At 67.2% G+C, this 17,630-nt stretch carries 7 protein-coding genes; 1 reads left to right on the forward strand and 6 read right to left on the reverse strand.

The window, feature by feature from the left end; all coding sequences use genetic code 11:
• Nucleotides 1-77 precede the first annotated feature (77 nt).
• The 6 genes from AC30QB_RS08375 to AC30QB_RS08400 form a co-directional block, all read right to left on the reverse strand.
• Nucleotides 78-4,598 (reverse strand): hypothetical protein, encoded by a 4,521-nt coding sequence (locus tag AC30QB_RS08375; RefSeq protein WP_489545745.1) that lies wholly within the window; start codon nucleotides 4,596-4,598, stop codon nucleotides 78-80.
• Nucleotides 4,595-7,408 carry a hypothetical protein gene (locus AC30QB_RS08380; RefSeq protein WP_489545746.1) on the reverse strand — a complete coding sequence of 938 codons (2,814 nt, stop codon included), beginning with the start codon at nucleotides 7,406-7,408 and terminating at the stop codon, nucleotides 4,595-4,597. The genes AC30QB_RS08375 and AC30QB_RS08380 overlap by 4 nt, the downstream gene beginning before the upstream one ends.
• Before the next feature lie 33 nt (nucleotides 7,409-7,441).
• Nucleotides 7,442-10,942 carry a DUF6603 domain-containing protein gene (locus AC30QB_RS08385; RefSeq protein WP_489545747.1) on the reverse strand — a complete coding sequence of 1,167 codons (3,501 nt, stop codon included), beginning with the start codon at nucleotides 10,940-10,942 and terminating at the stop codon, nucleotides 7,442-7,444.
• Between the two features lie 10 nt (nucleotides 10,943-10,952).
• Nucleotides 10,953-13,934, reverse strand: coding sequence for a hypothetical protein (locus AC30QB_RS08390; RefSeq protein WP_489545748.1), 2,982 nt, complete (start codon nucleotides 13,932-13,934; stop codon nucleotides 10,953-10,955).
• Nucleotides 13,935-14,087: 153 nt separating this feature from the next.
• Entirely contained in the window at nucleotides 14,088-15,194 is a 1,107-nt protein-coding gene (locus AC30QB_RS08395) for a zinc-binding metallopeptidase family protein (RefSeq protein WP_489545749.1), read from the reverse strand.
• Nucleotides 15,195-15,289: 95 nt separating this feature from the next.
• On the reverse strand, nucleotides 15,290-16,774 hold the full coding sequence (locus AC30QB_RS08400; RefSeq protein WP_489545750.1) for a TAXI family TRAP transporter solute-binding subunit: 1,485 nt from the start codon (nucleotides 16,772-16,774) through the stop codon (nucleotides 15,290-15,292).
• 154 nt (nucleotides 16,775-16,928) lie between these two features.
• Between AC30QB_RS08400 and AC30QB_RS08405 the strand changes: the two genes are divergently transcribed.
• The gene (locus tag AC30QB_RS08405; RefSeq protein WP_489545751.1) at nucleotides 16,929-17,609 is read left to right on the forward strand and encodes a response regulator; all 681 of its coding nucleotides are present in this window, start codon (nucleotides 16,929-16,931) and stop codon (nucleotides 17,607-17,609) included.
• The last annotated feature ends 21 nt before the right edge of the window (nucleotides 17,610-17,630 follow it).

Genomic DNA, 17,630 nt, shown 5'->3' on the forward strand with positions numbered 1-17,630 from the left:
GTTGCCGGGGTCGAAGGCGGCGACAGAGAAGGTGACAGCGGACGAGGCGGGAACGGTGAACTCATGGTGGGCTGCGTTCAGCGAGTGAGTGGGGCGAAGTCGGTCGACACCGCGTCGTCGTTCGCGTTGAACGCCAGGTAGAGCCCCGGCAGGTACTGGGCCGCATCGGTGAGCGATTCGGCGTCGAGCGCGCGCAGCTTGGCGAGGTCGAGTGTTTCTAGCAGCACGCGGTACAGGCTGCCCACGGTCCACGGCAGGTCGGGCTGCGGTGGCACGGCCAGCAAGACGCATTGCGGTGCGCAGGCGTCGGGCGGGTCGAGCTGGAAGGCGATGGCTGTGGTTTCGGTTGTCGAGGGCACCACCTCGGTCCATTCGTCGATCCAGAGCCCGGCCAGCAGCTGTGATGGGTCGAGATGTGCATCGGCTTGCAACACGAGCGAGAGCTTGCCCGTGGCGATGGTGTGACCAGTGGCAGGTGGCAGGCCTATCCAGCGTTCGCCTTCGACGAAGGGCAGTTGCGCCACCTTCAACGCCAGTTGCGCGCCGCTGCCCAGCACCTCGGCGCCACGCAGGCAGCTCGCGAAGCGGGCGGAGCCGTCGCGCACGCGCGCTGCGCGCAGCAGCCAGGTGTGAGCGGCAAAACGGTCACCGGCTTGTGTGGCAATGGTTGCCGCGAGTGCCGATTGCAGCTCGGCCGCAGCGGCCGGCGTGCAAGCAAAACGTGGCAGCACCACGAAGCCTGCGCCGAAGACGGCGCGCAGGCGCTCGTCGAGCTGGCGGCGGCGCGCACGCGGGTCGGTGGCGGTGGGCGGCACACGCAGCGCGGCGCTGGCCGCCAGCCGAGCCTGGGCGGCCTTCGCCACGCCACCGGCTTGCGCCAGCAGGGCAGCGAGGGTGGCGCCGTCGTGGCCGCTGGCACGCACGGGCGCGGTGGCCGGCACGCCGAAGCGGCCCAGGGCTCGCAGCGCCGAGCGCAGCACGCTGGCATCGGCACCGTTGCCGAGCTGCAGCTGCGCGGCAAGTGCAGCCTGCGCGGAAGCGAGTGCGGCCTCAGCGGCGCTGGCGCGCGTGGCGAGCTCATCCAGATCAACCCCATCGGACGTGCTGCGCTCGGGCGGGTTCAGGTCTTCTGCATAGGCGCCGCGTGCGTGCGACAGCATCGCGCGTGCGGCGCGAGCTTGTTCAAGCAGGTCGCCAAAGGTCGTCTCACCGGCAGCCAAATCCGCTGGCCGGGGCAAGGCCAAACGCAACGCGTCGTCGGTGTCGAACGCACCCACGGCGCGCGCATGTGCCAGCACGGCCTGCTCCAACTCGGTGGCTGCGGTGCCGGCCTGCGGTGCGGTGCCCGCACTGTCTTCCACGCCATAGATGGCGTCCAGCGGCGCCAGCCCCAGCTCGGCCAATGCGAAGCGGCGCTGCTCGACCACCTGGCCGTCGTCGCCCAGGCGCTCGACGGTGCAGCGTGTGCGGCGTGGGTCGCCGAGCAGGCCCGCGGCCCAGGCGTTCAGCACCGGCTCGGCGGCAGCGCGCGGCGAGTTCGCTGCGCTGCCCCAGCCTTCGGGTGCCAAGGGCTCTGCGGCAAAGAGCACCAGCAGCCGGTGCGTGGCGGCCAGCCCGCTGCGTGGTGTGCGTATCACTTCCAGCTCGGGCGCGGGGGCGTCACCGGTGGCCACGGCGGCCAGCGTGGCGGCGGTGCGCAAGGTGTTGCCGCGCGCCATCTGGTAGGCCGTCTCGGCGGTGAGCGCATCGGCCAGGCCGTCGACGGTGTCGCTGAGTGCGTCCAGCTCCTTGCCGATGGCTTGCACGTCAACCCCCAGCGCGCCGTCGTCTCGCAATGGGTTGGTGATCTGTGAGGTGTTGGCCGCCCACATTTGTTGCAGCACCAAGCCATCGACCACGTTGTTCGCAGCAATGGCTTCGGCGGGCAAGTTGGTCTGCTCCAGCTTGCCGGCCACCAGCGGGGCAATGCGGCGCAGCGTGGTGATAAAGCTGTCGAGGTGCAGCTCGTGCAGCGTGCGCTCGATGCGGTAGCCCAGCAGCGCGCCCAGCGGCTGGCCTTGGCGCACACCGGCTAGCAGCCGTGCTGCCTCGCGGGCACGGCGCGAAGAAACGTCGATGGCGAACGGCCCCTTCGCCTGCGCGGTGTTGCCAGCGCCCAGGTGCGCATTGCGCAGCAGTGCGGCGGCAGCTGCGTGCGTGGCCGAGGGCGCGTGGACGAAGCCGGTGTCGCCGGGGGCGGCGATGACAGTGCCGGTCTCGCCAGCCGGCGTGGGCACAGCGCTGCCCGCCGCCGCAGGCCGCAGGTTCTCGACCCAGCCATAGGCGCCGGTGCGCAGGCCGACAGGCGACGCCGCGCGCATGGCCGCGAGGCGCTTGCTGGCGAAGGCGGTGATCCACGCATCGAGCCGGTGGGCCGAGAGGTCGAGCGTGCCGTGCATCAGCGTCTGCAAGCGTTCGCTGTCGAGCGCCTGCAGGTGCGCAAGGCTGCGGCGCGCGTCGCCGAGTGCGGCCAAGGCGGGCAGGTTGAACTGCGTCTGGCTTTCGAGAAAAGCGCGAATGGTGGCGCTGCCGGTGATGGGCGCCACCACGCTGTCGAGCTGCCGCCGCCAATGCGGCGTGGGTGTTGAGCCGCCGACCAGGTCAACGAGCTCGGCATCGCGCAGCAGGCTCGCAAGGTTGGCGCCCGGTGCGCTGGCGGCGATCTGCGCTGCGGCACTGGCCACCTCGCGCAGCAGCGCGTGGCGCAACAGCACTTCGAGCAGGCTGGTGGCCACCACCGGCGCAGTGGGATCGGAACCAGGGCGGGCCTGCACGAGTGCGTCGATGCTCGGCTGCGCGAGCAGGGTGGCGATGTAGTTGGGCGCCAGCGGCTGCTGCGGCGAGACCTCGCCAGCCTGCACAGCCGGCACCTTCACCGGCCAGTCGAAGTTGGCATACGCGGCCTGTGCCAGACGCGGGCGCCAGGTGATGCCGGCTTTGGCCAGCGCCTGCGTGGCGATCGTGTCCTGCGCGGCCACAAAGCCGCTGGCGCGCAAGTCTTCACCGAGGAAGGCACGCAAGTGCTGCAGGTAGTGGCGGCCCAGCACAGCACGCGCTTTCGCACCGACTGATAACGCATCAGAGCGCATCACGTCGGCCAGATCGGCGTCGGGGTCGGGCGGGCTTTGGCGCAGGCCGACACGCGGTGCTTGCGCAAGGTGCGGGCGCCACAAGCCGTCGCGCAGTGCGACCAGCAGCGAGCGCAGCTTGCTGTCTCGTGTGAACGCAGCTGCATCGGCAGCAGGTGGTTGCCAGAGGTCGAGCGAAGTCACGGGCAGCACGCCATAGGGCTGGCGCCCGCAACGCAAGGCGGCCAACGCGCCGAAGGCGCGCACGTGGCCCACGAAATGCTCACGCGCCCAGGCCACGTCGTCGGGTGTGAGGCCGGTGCCTTCAAAGCCGATCATGTTGACGAGGTAGTTGCCCCAGCCGCTTTGCCACAGCGCGCTGTTCATGCTGCGCTGGTCTTTCTCGTGCGTGCCGGCCGCCGAGGGCACACGGCCCAGGCCTGCGGCCACGGTGCCTGCTGGCAGGCCGAGTGCGGCAGCCAGGCGCGACGCGTTGGCGGCCGCATCAAGCTGCGCGGGGTTGGCAGCAATCTCCGCTGCAAAACTCAAGCGGTTGCCGAGGTCATCGGCGCCCTGGCCAGAGCGGCGCTCGGCGGTGTTGTTGGTGGGTGTGCCCAGCGGCAAGAAGGCCAGCCCGTCGGTGTAGTGATGCGCGTCGAGCAGCGCAGCCATGTCGGCAGCGGCTTGGGCCGGCGCGGTTGCCGCGGCGGCGCCGAACACCAGCAGGCTGTCGAGCCCCGCTTGCAGCAACGCAGCGGGCACGCGAAGGCGCAAGGCCATGCCCACGGATTCGGCGACGGCAAAGTCGACCATCCAGCGCATGCCTTCGTCGACGGCTGGGCTGGTGTTGTCGGCGGCTTGCTCCGGGGCGGTGGGGTCGGGACCAACGGCCAGGCGCGGCGCGATGGTGTTGCCGCTCGCTGCGAGCACCGGCTCGCCGCCCGACTGCAGCACAGCAATCCAACGGTCAGGCAGCAGGCGAGCCAGTGGGGCGCGGCGCCAGGCGGCGTTCTGCCCATCGTTGACCACGGCGACGGTTGGAAATTGCGGCGGCACGGCGGGCCGCTGCGCTGCGTTGGTCGGCAGCAGCAAACGCGCGATCCATGCGGCGCGTTGCGCGCCGAAGCGCGTCGCGAGCTGGCTCCAGGCGGTTGTGCGTGGTGGCTCATCAGCACCCGCCAGCCAGTCTTGCGTCCAGTAGTGCTGGCCCCAATCGCGTTCGTCGGGCGTGAGCTCGGTTTCGTGGGTGTCGATCTGCAGCTTGTCGGGATAGACACGCACGCGCAGCTCGCTGCTGCCGTCGGGCTGCGCGAAGAAGCGCGTTTCCAAACGCACGGGCATCAACGCCAGCGGTTGGTCGCTGGCGCACAGCTGCTCGGCGAGTTGCGAAGGTGGCGTTGGTGCAGTTGCAGCGGGCGGCGCGCCGGGGTCGCGCACCAGCGAACTGGCCGGCAGCGTCAGACGCGACCTGAAGAAGAGGGGCGTGGTCATGGTGTGGCGATGAAGCGTGAGGCATGCAGGCAGATGCGCACCGGCAGCTGCCGCACGATGCCGGCCATGTGGGCGCCGTTGCGGCCCCACAGCTGGCCGGGGCTGGGCACCAGTCCGGTGGGCGGGCCGCTGCCCAGGCGGAGGTGGGTTGCGCTGCCGGTGTCGGTGCCCACGTCGAGCCCGAAGCGCGGCTCGGTCGGGTGCTCTTGAATGACGATGTAGCGGCCGGCCGAACCGTCGGCGCCGGTGGCTTCGTCTTCGTCGAAATCGAAGCCGAAGAACGCGATGTCGGGGTCCAGCGTGCCACGAAAGGCGGGTGTCTTTTCGTCGGCCGCGTGGGTGCTGGGCGAGCGCACGCCGTTCGTCATCACGGCGCGGGTGGAGGTGATCATGGCGTTGGGGTAGCGACGCAGCAGCGCGCTGCGCATCAGCATCACAAACTGCTCGCGTGGCACGTTGGGCTGCACCGCGCCGAGCGCGCGGTCTTGCCACTCGTGTAACGGGGTGATGTCAACTCGCGGTGCCTCGGCACCGGCGGTGTCCCAAAACTGGGCGAAGCAGGTGCCGCGCTGGTCGGTCGGGAAGCCGCGCCACAGCAGCTCGGCGCCCATCTCCGAATTCAAGCCAACCATGAAAGCCTCGATGAAGCGGCGGTTGGTCTTGAGGCCAAACACGCCGTCTTGCGGCAGGCCGTCGACACCGGGCAGCAGCAGTTGTTGCGACAGGTCGCGCAGCGGTGCATACATGGGCTGCGGGAAGTGCGGTGCAGCCATCACGGTGTCTATGCCCACCGCCGCGCTGGCGGGAGTGCCCACCGGCGCCACGGCGTTGGCACCGGTTTCCACCAGAGCGCTTGCCAGCGCAACGAGTGTGGCGCGTGGTTGTGTTTGTGCGCGCACGATGTTGCGCAGCTGGTCCATCGCCAGGGGTGGCAGCGGAAAAATCATGATGCGCGGCCGCTCGGGCCGCAGGCGCGTGAGGTGCGCGACCGCTGCGGCGCGGAAGGCAGCTGCCGCGGGGTCGTCAGACGCTGTAGGCAAGGCGGGCGGGTGCAGCACCGGTACCGGCAGGCCCTCGGCCACCACCTGGAAGAAAGGCTGGCCGCCCATGGCCGTTACGGCTTCTGCATTCGCCTGGCTGTACGAGCGCAGCGCGCTGGGGTTGGTGCTGGCTTGCCGCAGGCCATCGACTGTGGCCAGGTCAAGCACGGGTGTGTTGAGGAAGCTGCCCACCCCGAGGCTCAGCGTGCCGATCCAGCTGGCGGTGGGCGCACGCACCACACCTTGTGTGGCGGCCCGGCGGGTCAACGGCCCGCGCGTGCGGCCCACGGTACGCATTGCCACGCCGGTGGCGCGCAAGGGCAGTGCGCTGTGGGCCAGGCGCGCCACGACCGTGCGTGGCGCGGTCTCGTTGCCTAGCACCGAGCGTATGCGGCCGAACGCGGGCGCCGCCAAGCGAAGCATCGCGTCACCGGCCAGTGTGGCGAAGTGGCGCTCGTGCAGCCGCACACCCACCACCATGCTCAGCTGCAGTTGCCGCATGCGTTGGTTGGCTCGTTGCAGCTCGGCCGCCTGCTCCCAGGCCGAGGCCATCAGCGCCTCTTGGTGCACTTGCACGACGCGTGTGCCGAAGGCGGTGACGGTGCGCCAGCGCGGGTCTAGGTTCAGCTCGTCGAGCCACGGTGCGGCACCCGGCGTGACGGTGGCGCGCCCCGCAAACCAGCGGCCGTAGACCGGTGGTGCAAGGATGGGGTCGGCTCCTGGGGTCAAGGCCAGTGCACGGCCGGGGGTGTCGATGATGTCGGCGAGCGCGGCTTGCAGGTCGGCCTGCGTGTCTGCGGGCCAAGGCGCGGGTTCGTCAGGCGACTTGATGGTTTGCAGCGCGCCTTCCAGCGCCAGCGTGGCGCCGGCCGGGAAGGTATCGGGCAATGCAAAGCCGGGGGTGTCGATGCGGATGGGTCGCCGCCCCAGGCCTTCGGGCGCGGGCTGCGGCACCAGCCGCCGCGCGAGCGATTCGAAGTCGCCGCTGACGCCGGTGCGAAAGCCCCAGCGCAGATAGACCGGCAGCTGCACTTCCTGCAGGGACGGGGTGAGCGACCAGGCGGGTGCCAGCGCGTTGGTGGCCATCAGGTCGGCATCGGTCACCGGCAAGCCGAGGCCAGCGCGCCGGCCAAGCTCGAAGGCGGGCACCACGCAGGCGATGTAGTCGGTGTTGGGCGCCAGCAGGCGCGGGCACAGCAGGCGCGACAGTGAGAGCTGCGCAGGGCCTGCGAGTGCTGTGCTGACGGCTGCCGCACCCGCATTGCCCGAGGCGGCTTGTGCGTGCGCCCAGGCGTAGCTTTCAGCGAGATCGGGCAGCTCGTCGGCTGCTTTTGCCGGTGCGGTGATGCGCAAGGTGGGCAGCGGTGCATCGGGTGTGTTGGAAATCGTCACGCCGTCTTGCACGCGCACCACCACCAATACCAACCACGGCCGCAGTCGCGCGCTGTTGTCGGCTTTCAGGGGAGTGAAGAGCCAGGGGAAATCGGGGCGATCGAACTCGATGCACGGAAAGTAGTTGGGCTCGAAGTCGCTGCTGCCGGGGCGCGGGTCCATGCGCACGACCTGCTGCACATTGACGCCAACCACGTCGGCCGGCCCGCGCAAACGCACAGGCACCGAGAGCGGTTGGCCGCCGTTGATGGCGATGCCGGCCGCCAGGTCGGCCACGGCAGGCTGCGCGGCGGTGAAGGCATCGACCGTGGTGATCACGCTCGCCGCACCTTGCCGCACCCAGGGCAGGAAGGCCAGGTTGGCGGTGTCAGGCGGCATGGGGGAACTCCGGCAGAAATGACGAGGTGCTGTTCATGACATCAGCTCGTGTGCCGGCACGATTTGCCAACGCGGCGCGGCGCGGTTGAGCTGGGCCAACACAGCCAGGTTTTCGCTGTAGGTCTGCGTGGTGCCGGTCACCACCGGCGGCGGGGCCTCACCTACATCAGCCAGCGGCACGATGCGCCAGATGGGCGTGGCCAACACCACCGCGGGCGCTTCGCCTTCCACACGGAACCGCGCTCGTCCGGTGTTGTGCACCGCTGCCCGCGCGACAGCCCCCGTGGCGCTCCAGGCTTGCAGCCGCTCGACCGCCAGGTGCACCCGCGGCCGATCGCGCGGCGGTGGTGGGGGCGCCGCGAGGTCATCGACCACGATCTGCTCGTAAGCCAGCGGCGCCGCCACGCACTCGGCCGCAGCGAACTGCGCGGCCGCTTCGCCGAAGGCCAGGCCCGAGCCCATGTCTTCGAGCGCCGGTGCGCCCAGCTTCTCGTCATCGCTCATCGCGAAGAACTGCGCTGGCGCGAAGCCATCGGTCAGGGGGTTGTCGGGCTGCTCCACACCATCGAGCAGGGCCTTCAACACGAAGCGCCGCGCGCCGCTCAGGGGCGCGCCGCCGAAGGTGTCGATCTCGCGCACCGTCGACAAAGGCACCAGCTGCTGGCGCACTTGCAGCTGGCCCAGCGGCTCCAGCACCAGCCGCGTGGAGCTTTCCAGCTGGCGCAAGGCCACGCCTTGTGTGCGCCCGTTGGCTGGCAGCGCGCGCCAGCTCGAAGGGTTGCTGAGCGTCGTCACCAACTGCTCCAGCAGGTTGATGGGGTTGGGCAGTGGCGGCAGCTCGCCGTCGACCAGCGTCTTGTCGAGCCGCACGGTGAAGTCGCACCAGAAGATCGAGAACGTGGCCTTGCCGCTCACACGCAGCGGGCGCGGGCCTTCGAGCTCGCCTTGCACCGTCACCATGAAGAGGTTGGTGCTGCCGCGCTTCAACTGCACCGACGCGTGGAAGTCGGCGATGAAGTGCAGCGGCCAGAGCTGGATCAGCACGTCGAAGCCGACGTCGCCGTCGATGCTGAAACCGTAGGCCGCGGCGTGCAGGCTCGCGTGTGCGCCGAACTGCACGGTGTTGTCGGTGATGGCGATGTAGGCATCACACATCAGGCGCGGGTTGTCGCCCGAAGCGAGCGCGATGGCTACGCGCTTCAGCGCCGGGAAGGCCTCGGGCTGTGCGAAGTGCGGGTTGAGCCCACCGACCGCCAGCACGAAGCCGCGGCCAGGGCCTTTGGTCCAGCGGGCGCGCATGGCCATGTCGCCGGTGAGCGGGAATTTGTGTGCCAGCCGTGAGTCGACCAAGGTCGCGTCGATAGACGCGGTGCCTTCGTCGAAGTCGATCACACCCATCGCATCCAGAATCAGCCGCACCAGGTCGTTGTCGGGCGAGGGCAGCAGCGCAGCAATGCGCCCCAGGATCAGCAGCCGGTGCCGCTTGCCGAACTCGAAGATCAACGCGAGGTCGAGCGTGACCAGCGCGGGGGTGAACCAGCCGATGCGCACCAAGAGCCCCAGCAGGTAGCTGCCCGGCCGCGCCGGAAAAGCGGCAGCTAGCGCGGCAATGATGGCTGGCGCATTGGCCACCGGGTTGCGCGGAAACAGCAGTTGCCCGAGCGTGTCGTTCTTCAAGCCTGCGCGCAGCACGTCTTCGTCGAAGGTGCGGTTGATGGCGACCATGCCGCCTATGCCCAGCAGCGCGAAGCCCATGCCCAGCTGGACAGGCTGGAAGCCTTCGGCGGTGATGAACACGATCATCGAATAGCCACGCGAACCATCGGGCAGGCGCGTGGCCACCAGGCCGAAGGCCTTGAGGCTCAAGCGCTCATGCACCGTGAGTTCCAGCGAACCAGCGTACTGTCCGAGCGCGGGGTCGTGGTCAATGAAACCACCACCCGTGACCACGCCGTGCGCGTCGATCGACAGGCCTACACCGTGCGGCGGTACAAAGTCAAAGCCGACATCCACCGGCCCGAGGTTGCCCCCTTTGGTGTTGACCGAGATTCCCACACCCACCCCATCGACCACCACCACCACCGGCCCGAGCGTGGCCGAGGCGCTCACACCCACGTTGAGCGTGAAGGTGTCGCCTGACGAGGTGAAGCCGATCTCCAGCGCCTTGATCTTGGCGGGCCCGAGGGTCAGGGAAACGGGGATGGTGATCTTGGGCCCGGCGCCGCTGGCCCAATACAGGCCGCGCAGGTGCGACCAGCCGAAGGCCAGGTCCATCTCGACGGAAGCGTCTTTCGGCAGCAGCGCAGAGAGAAACGAGTCTTGCGCGAGCCCACCCAGCTGCAAGTGCAAGCCGGGCAGCGTGGCTTGCACATGAAAGTCAGTCGCCTGGTCGGCTCCAGCGCCGAAGCCGGCTTCGAGGCTGATGCCTTTGGCGTCTAGCATGAGGCCGTCGAAATTCAGCAGCGAGAGCTTTTGCTTGTCGGGCGGCGTGTACTGCAAGGCAATGGTGGCGCTTGCGCCGGCAATTGCCACGGGCAACGGCCCGCTGGTGTTGCCTATGAGCCGCGGCGCCTGGCCTGGCAACAGTGCGAGCGCCACGCCTGCGTTCAGGTCGATCTGGCCGTCAATCTTCAAGGTGAGCGCAGGCGACAGCTCGAAGGCCAGGCCCAGCTGCGACTGGCTCGCCAGCGTGAACATCAGCCCCTGCACCTCGGCCGCGTTGCGCGTGGGCATGGCGTAACAGCCGAGCACGAACTCTTGCGGCGAATCGGCCAGCAAAGGCACCACCACGCCGGGTTGACGAGGCACGTTGTCTGCCAAGCCCGCGACCACGGCGTTCATCAGCGGGCGCGGTGCGTAATCGAAATACACCGGGCATTGAATGGCGAACGACAAATCCCTCAGCGCGAGGAACAGCTTGCTGGCGTGGATGCTGGGCGTGCCCCAGCCGTAGAGCTCGCCCATGACGGCGGCCGGGTCGGAGACCAGGTCGACCATGCGATCCCAGCGAATCGTCTTCTTCTCGTATGCCGGCTGAAAGGTCGCCGAGTCGGCCGGCATGGCGGTGGATTCGGCCAGGCCCAGCAGCCGCAGCGCTTCGAGCGAAGCGCGGCCGTGGCTTTCGATTCGGCGGTAGATGGCATCGTTGAACAGCCGCTCGACGAACTCTTCGGCCAAATGGCTGCCGTCGATGAAGGCTTGCGGCAGCTCGGAGCGCAAGCCTGCGGGCAGCGCGCGCAGGGCCAGTGCCAGCTTGGCCAGGTCGGCCACGAACTTGGCGGCGGCCTCCAGCACAGCGTCTTCAGAAATGTCGCCACCCACTTGCTGGCGCAGCACGGCTTCGAGCTTGCCGAACGAGGCGACCCAATCGCCGCTGGCCGTGCGCAGGTTCGCAAGCGATGGTGGCACCGCCGGCAAGGCCCAGCCCAGTTTGCGAAAGTATTCGAGCAGCAGCCCGTCGCTGCCGGCCAAGGCCTTGGCAAACGGTGCCAAGGTTTGAGACGCGAGCCGCGCGGCGGTGGCCAATGAATCCATGGCTGCGGCCTTAGGGGTTGGGTTTGGCGCGAGGCCGGATCACGCGTACACGCTGCGGGTCGGTGGGGCTGGTGGCCAGGCCCGAGAACCAGCGCGCGTCAGACCGCACCGGGTCGAGCTGCGGGGGCCAGCGCGAATCGGCAGGGGTGTTGAATTTGGTCTCGAAGTAGGTTTCCCAGCCACCCATGGGCTGGAACAGCGGCACGAAGATGACGTCGTTGGCATCGCCCAGGGTGTCTCGCAGGTCTTCCAGCGGTGGCGGCTGAAAGTCCGCCCTGGTGGCGATGACGGGCGACGCCCCGGTGGCGCGCCACGGGTTGGGCCGGTTGGCAAACGTCACCTGGGTGGTGCTCGACATGATCAGCGCGCCGGGTATGCGCGCCAGCAAGGCGCTCACATCGAGGCCGTCGTCATCGTCGTTGTCATCGGCATCAGCATCGGCTTGTGCCACCAGGCCGAAGGCTGCGCGCCAGAGCTCTGTGTGAGCGTTGATCCACAGCCACCACGGGCCTGGCGCGTCCCAGGTGTCGTCGGCGTACGGGCTCCACAGGCGCAGCAGTGTGTCATCGCCTGTTGCGCGCTCGAACAAGTTGATGATGCCGATGTCCCACGGCAGCTTGGTGGGCGGCGTGAAGGGCTCGCCAGCGGCGGCGGCCTTGGCGCTCAGGCGGGCGATTTCTGCAGGGATGTATTCCTGCACGCGCTTCAAGATGGCGTCGGTGTTGCTGATGTGCAGCAGTTGAAAGTCAGGCATTGAAAGCTCGTCAGTGCCTAAGCCCTGCAGCTTGAGCTCGCCCAGGTTGATGCCAGGCTTGTCGGGTGGGGTGTCAAGGTCGGTCACCAGCACGGTGGGGTAGTCCCATGCTGTGGTGCCCAGGGCCACGAGCGCGGGGTTGGTGTCGAACAGAACCTGGTCGCCGATCTGCAGGTCGTCGAGCAAAGCCGCACCGTTTTCGAAGTACTCGTTCTTGCCCTTGGCCATGATGCCGTTGGAGACGTGGGTCACTTCACGCAGCTCAAAACAATCGTCAAGCGCCAAGCCAAACTTCCATGGCAACTCGTTGAACTCGTCGTCGGGGCGCAAACCGATGCCCGTCGCCTGCGGCTGGCGCATCAGTGCAAAGCGCAAGGCTTCGAGGTGCAGGCCCGACATCACGCCATCTGAATGCAGCCATGAGCGCGCCCACCAATCGCTGCGGTTGAAGCTGGGCGTGAACTGCGGGTTGCCGTTGCTGGCAGGAGGCAACTCTTTCGGCGGCACCAGCAAGGCAAACAACTCGTTGATGGTGTCTGCTGGCTGATCGCCCTTGGCCGGGTTGCGCAGGCCGAATTGCGGTGCTGCTTGGGGGTCGCCGGTGAGCTGGTTGGCACCGATGGCCAACGCGTTGGGTGACACCGAAGGGTGCAGGTAGAACGTGACCGACCCCGGCAGTGGGCCACCCATGCAAACGACCTTGGGGCCGCCGCCGGGCAAAGCGGCCAGCGCCTTGCGCACAGTCTCGGCGCTGGCAGAGACGCCGATCTCGGTGGTGGCCTGCCCATTGAAGCTGAGCGTGAATTTGCCGCCCGTGGGCGCGCCGCTGATTGAAAGTGACTGCGTGTCGGCCCGTGGCACGAGCATCCAGCCGTAGTTTTTCTTGAAGCCAGACTCGGGCACCGGCTTCCACTGGTTGCCGACGAGGCGTGTGCCCGGCCACAGGTTCCAATCAAGCTCGTCAGTGCTGTGGTTGAGAAACCAGAGCCTGTTCACTTGGTCCAGGGAGAAGCGCGGCACGGCGCGTGTTTCCACCGCGGTGATGTCTTCGATCACGCGCACCTTGGGTGTGGGGTTTTGGGTACCGGTCAGGTTGTTGCTATGCACCTTGAGTTGGCTGCCCGGGTTCATGATGCCGGTGAGCACAATCTTCAGGATGGAGTCGGGCATGGAGCCATTGGTGCCGGTCACGGTGAGGCTGCTGGCCGCCCGCATGGCGTGGATGGCGGTTTGAATCTGAGTCTGGTCTGCATCGAACGCAATGGCGGGCGACACATCGCCATCGAACTCGAGCGTGAAGCTGCCGCCGGTGGCGTTGCCGTCGAACTGCAGCAGCTGTGAGAGCTCGTGCTGGTTGAGAAAGAAATCTTCCACCGCCCACGAGCCGTCGAAGCTGCGTGCCGTGCGCGGCATGCTGGGCCGCTCCACGGCATGCAAGACGAAGCCATCGCTCCAAGGGCCTTCAGTGGTCGAGGTTCTGTTGCTCGGGGAGTCTGAGAACCTGCGGTCTTGCGTTACACCTGCCGACACCTCGTAGTGCAAGCGCTCCACCGCGCGCAGGCGCCGGTCAAGCAGCTTGGTCAGCTCGGCCGGCTTCAGGGCGGCGTCGTTTCCAGTGCCGGCCCAGACATCGGGCTCGATGGCGGCGGCGCGCCACACGATGGCATTCACGCGCATCTTGCGAACGTCGAGCTCGCGCAGGGTTTGCACCTGCGCTTGGCTGGGCGAGCTGGCCGCCACGGCGGCGGCCTCGGTGGTGGGTGCTGGGTCGACCAGGCGCACGCTCACGTAGAAGCCGAGATCGAGGTGGTGAATGCGTTGGGCAGGGTCGAGGGGGCCGCCGAAGTACGGGCCTCTGGCTCTGGCTAACGCAGTGCCGACCAGCGGTGTGAGGAATTGTTCGACCTGGCCGAACTGCTGGGCCACGCGTTGCTGCAAGGTTGCGAGGCCCGGTGCGACACGCAGCGAGGCATCGGCTAGCCCCAACTCGACGGCGCGGCGATACAAGAAGAAATAGCGCAGGCGGTCGACCTTGCCTTCTTCACCGGCGGCGCCGCACTGCAAGACTTTCTTTGTGGCAAGTGCATCTGCCACGGTGGTGGCAAAGCTGAGGTCGATTGCGCTGGGAGCGGCAGCATGGCTGCTGCCGGCTTTGCCGAGCAGCTTGCGGCCCACCAGCACGCCCACCGTCACGACACCGGCTCCAACCCCAAGCGCTACGAGCGTTTTGTTGACCACGGGTTCTGCATTCCTTGATCGCACCTGCGTTAGGAAGCAGGCGTGTGATGGACCGCATCGGGCTGCTGCATATGATGAGCGTGCCCGCGACTCGACCGCAGGGTAGCGGCCAGTCGCACACGAAGGCCATCCCTAGTTCCGAGAGGCGCCTTGTCAGGCTCCAGGCATCTGCAAGGGCGCGGCCGTCGTTTCCTGAAAAGGGGCAGCGTATTGACGCGCCGAGGCCACCACATCGTGGATGAAATCGAGTTTGCGAATCACCGGGCCAGAAATCAGAAAGGGGTACCCATCGTGAATGCCCAAGCTTCGTGCCATGGCGTTGACGAACTGAGCGGTCGGCAGCCAATCCTCCACGATGGATCTTTCAATAGAGCCGCTGGATTCTCCCAAGGCAGAGGGCTTGACCGCATCGGCCCCCGGCATTGCGTTGTTCAGTTGAATGCCCCAGGCAGCGGCCGTCTCCAACCCGTCTTGCAAATGCATGTAGTGCGCCCAGCACTCGGCCCAGTCTTCCCAGGGGTGGGACGCGGCATAGGCGCTGACGAATTCTTGGGCCCAATCGACCCGGGGGTTCGCGTAGTGCGCTTCAAGGGCAGCGGCGTAATCGGTGCGCTCGTCACCAAACAAGGAACGAAATCCCTCTTGGTGAACGGAGTTGGCGACCAGCCGATCCCAGTAGTAGTGCCCGATCTCATGGCGAAAGTGGCCCAGCAGGGTGCGATACGGTTCATTCAAGCGAGAGCGCGCCATTTCTCGCCGGGCATCGTCAGCCTCTGCAATGTTGAGGGTGATCACGCCGCTGTCATGCCCCGTGAAAACTCTGTGGCCTGGAGACAGCTCTTCCAAAAACTGGAACGACACGCCTGATTGCCGGTCGCTGTCTTTTCCCACGAGGGGCAATTGCAGCGACAAGAGACTGTAGAAGAGGCGGCGCTTGGCCTGCTCTAGGGCCAGCCAATACGCGAGGTTCTCGGGCTTGCTCAGCGCAGGCACGATTTCGGTGGTGCGGCAACACACGCAGAGCGACTGCACTGAACCCGCGGGCACCATCCAATTGCAAATCTGGAATGACACGTAGTTGGCACAGGGTTGCATGGCTGGCTTGTGCGCGGCGAGCCTGACCCAGCCACTTGCGTTGGCTTCGAATGCGCCCATTGCCAATTCGTCCGGCGCGAAGCCGAGTTGCGCTCCGCAGTTCTGGCACGCCACGTTTTCAAAGAAAACCCGAACCCCGCACTGCTCGCAATTCAGGGTTCTCATTGCTCGGCCGCTTTCGCAGCGAGATCACAACCCGGAGAAGTTTGGAATTTCATCGCGCAACGATATTGGGTGCGACGAAATTGGTGCATGAGACATCAGCTGCTGGCGATGTAGGACGCTGCCTTGTCAGTGAGAACTGTCGTGGGTGTTTGCGCCGCACCCTCGCCTGACGCCCGCCCCATCACTTTGATGCGCACCATGCCAATGTGGCTGCGCAACGAATAAAGCTCGTCGGCGTAACTCAGCGGAACGTTCACCGCTTCGACGCCTTGCTCGATGTCGGTCAGCTCCTTTATGAGCTCGTCAGTGGGACGCTGGCCCTCGTTGTCTTCCACGGCGCGCAGGCGACCGTACCAGCGGAACACACGCGAGCGGATGCGGAACTGGTACAGCGGCGGCACTACGCGGGTCATCGGGATGGCGATGGCGATGATGGACACCAGCACCACCCACATGCGGTCGATCAGGTTGGCCATCCAGAAGGGCAGGTAGCGCTGCAGCGTGGGCACGCCGGTGGCGTAGAAGCGCTGCGCCTCGGCGGCGAGCGGGCGCTCGGTGTTCTTGGCGCTCGGGAAGTCGCCCTTGCGCTGGAACCAGCCGGCTTCGCCGTGGATGGTTTGGGCGGCCTGCACGAAGAGCTGTATCAGCGCGGGGTGCGTATGTTTGCGCGCCACCAGCATGGCGGTAGGGGCCACCAGGCGCACGTCGTTGGGCGGTACGTCGCCAGCCAGATCGACCACGCCGCGCGGCAGCGTCACGGGGCTGATGAAGGCGAAGCGGCGCGAGTAGGCGTCGGCCTGAGCGAAGTTGAAGAGCTTGATGCCCGGCGTTTGCAGCAGCATCTGCACCATCAGCGACTCGGGCGCCGAGGCGAAGGCCACGGCGTCAATGTTGCCTTCGAGAAAGCCGACGACGGCGGGGGTTTGCGGCTCACCCAGCAGCGTGAGGCTGTCCGGCTCGATGTGATTGGCCTCGATGAGCTTGCGCATGAGGTTGGGCACGCCACTGCCGGGTGCGCCGATGTTGACCTTCCAGCCCGGCAGTTGCGCCAGGCTGCTCAGTGTTGCTTCAGCCACAAGGTCGTTGCGGGCGACGCCTAGCCCCCGACGGGAGCCGTCATTCTTGGGGCGGCCCGGCGAAGGACTTGAAAGCAGGCGCTTGGCCGAGTCTTCGCGGTAGAAGAGCCACACCGGCTCGTAGAAAAGGCTGCCCAGCGACACCAGCGCGTCGCCTTCTTCGTCTTCGGGGCGGCGGTCTTTTTCGTCGGCACCGCCTTGCACGAAGGCGATGTCGACGCCCGAGTTTTCGTCTTGCAGCAGCTTCAGGTTTTCAGCTGCACCAGCGGTGGGCCGCAGCTCGACGGTGATGTCGTGCTGCTTGAGCAGCTGCACGTAGCGCTTGGCGAATTCGGCGTAGGCGCCCTGGTCTACGCCGGTGGCCAGCACCACCTTCTTGGGCGGTGTGGGGTCGAGCACCCAGTAGGCCACGACAAGCAGTGCCAGCGTGAGCACGATGAAAGGGCCTGCGGTGGCCAGCAGGTCGCGAAAAGACAGCAGGGTGTTGCGCAGGGCTTGTGGCATGGTGCGGCTCGATCCGGAAAGCGATTTGCACGATACCGTATGCTTTTCACAGTCGCTCTCATTCTTCTGCCTGATTCGCGACGAACCCCAGCCATGCCATTGGAACTTGGCTCAGGTATGTCGCCAGTCCGGTTCTTTTGTCACTTGAAACCCCATGCGCCTGCTGCTGGTAGAAGACGATCGCATGATCGGCGAAAGCCTGCGCACCACGCTGCGCCAGGAGGGCTATGCCGTCGACTGGGTGCGCGACACCGCCGCTGCACTGGCCACGCTCGGCAGCGAGTGCTTCGACCTGGTGCTGCTCGACCTGGGCCTGCCGCCGCTGCCCGACGCTGCGCCCAGCGGGGAGGGCGGCCTGGGCGTGCTGCGCTGGTTGCGGGGCCGGCAAGACAGCACACCCGTGATCGTGCTCACTGCGCGCGATGGCCTGGGTGACCGCGTGAGCGGCCTCGATGCTGGCGCTGACGACTACCTGGTCAAGCCTTTCGAGCTCGACGAGCTGAACGCCCGCATGCGCGCTGTGCTGCGCCGCCAGAGTGGCCGCGCGCAGCCGCAGATGTCGCACCGCGGTGTGACGCTAGACCCCGCCACGCGCCAGGTGATGCAAGACGGCCAACCGGTGCTGCTGTCGGCGCGCGAGTTCGCCGTGCTGGAAGCGCTGATGACGCGGCCAGGCGCCTTGCTCTCGCGAGCGCAGCTCGAAGACAAGCTGTACGGCTGGGGCGAAGAGATCGAAAGCAATGCGGTGTCGGTCTACATCCACCAGTTGCGCCGCAAGCTGGGGGCTGAGTTCATCCAGAACATGCGCGGCGTGGGTTATTTCGTCCCGTCATGAAGTCGAGCGCCGGGCCGCCCC

Origin of the sequence: Rhizobacter sp., from assembly GCF_046595475.1 — a bacterium.
GTDB lineage: Bacteria > Pseudomonadota > Gammaproteobacteria > Burkholderiales > Burkholderiaceae_C > Rhizobacter.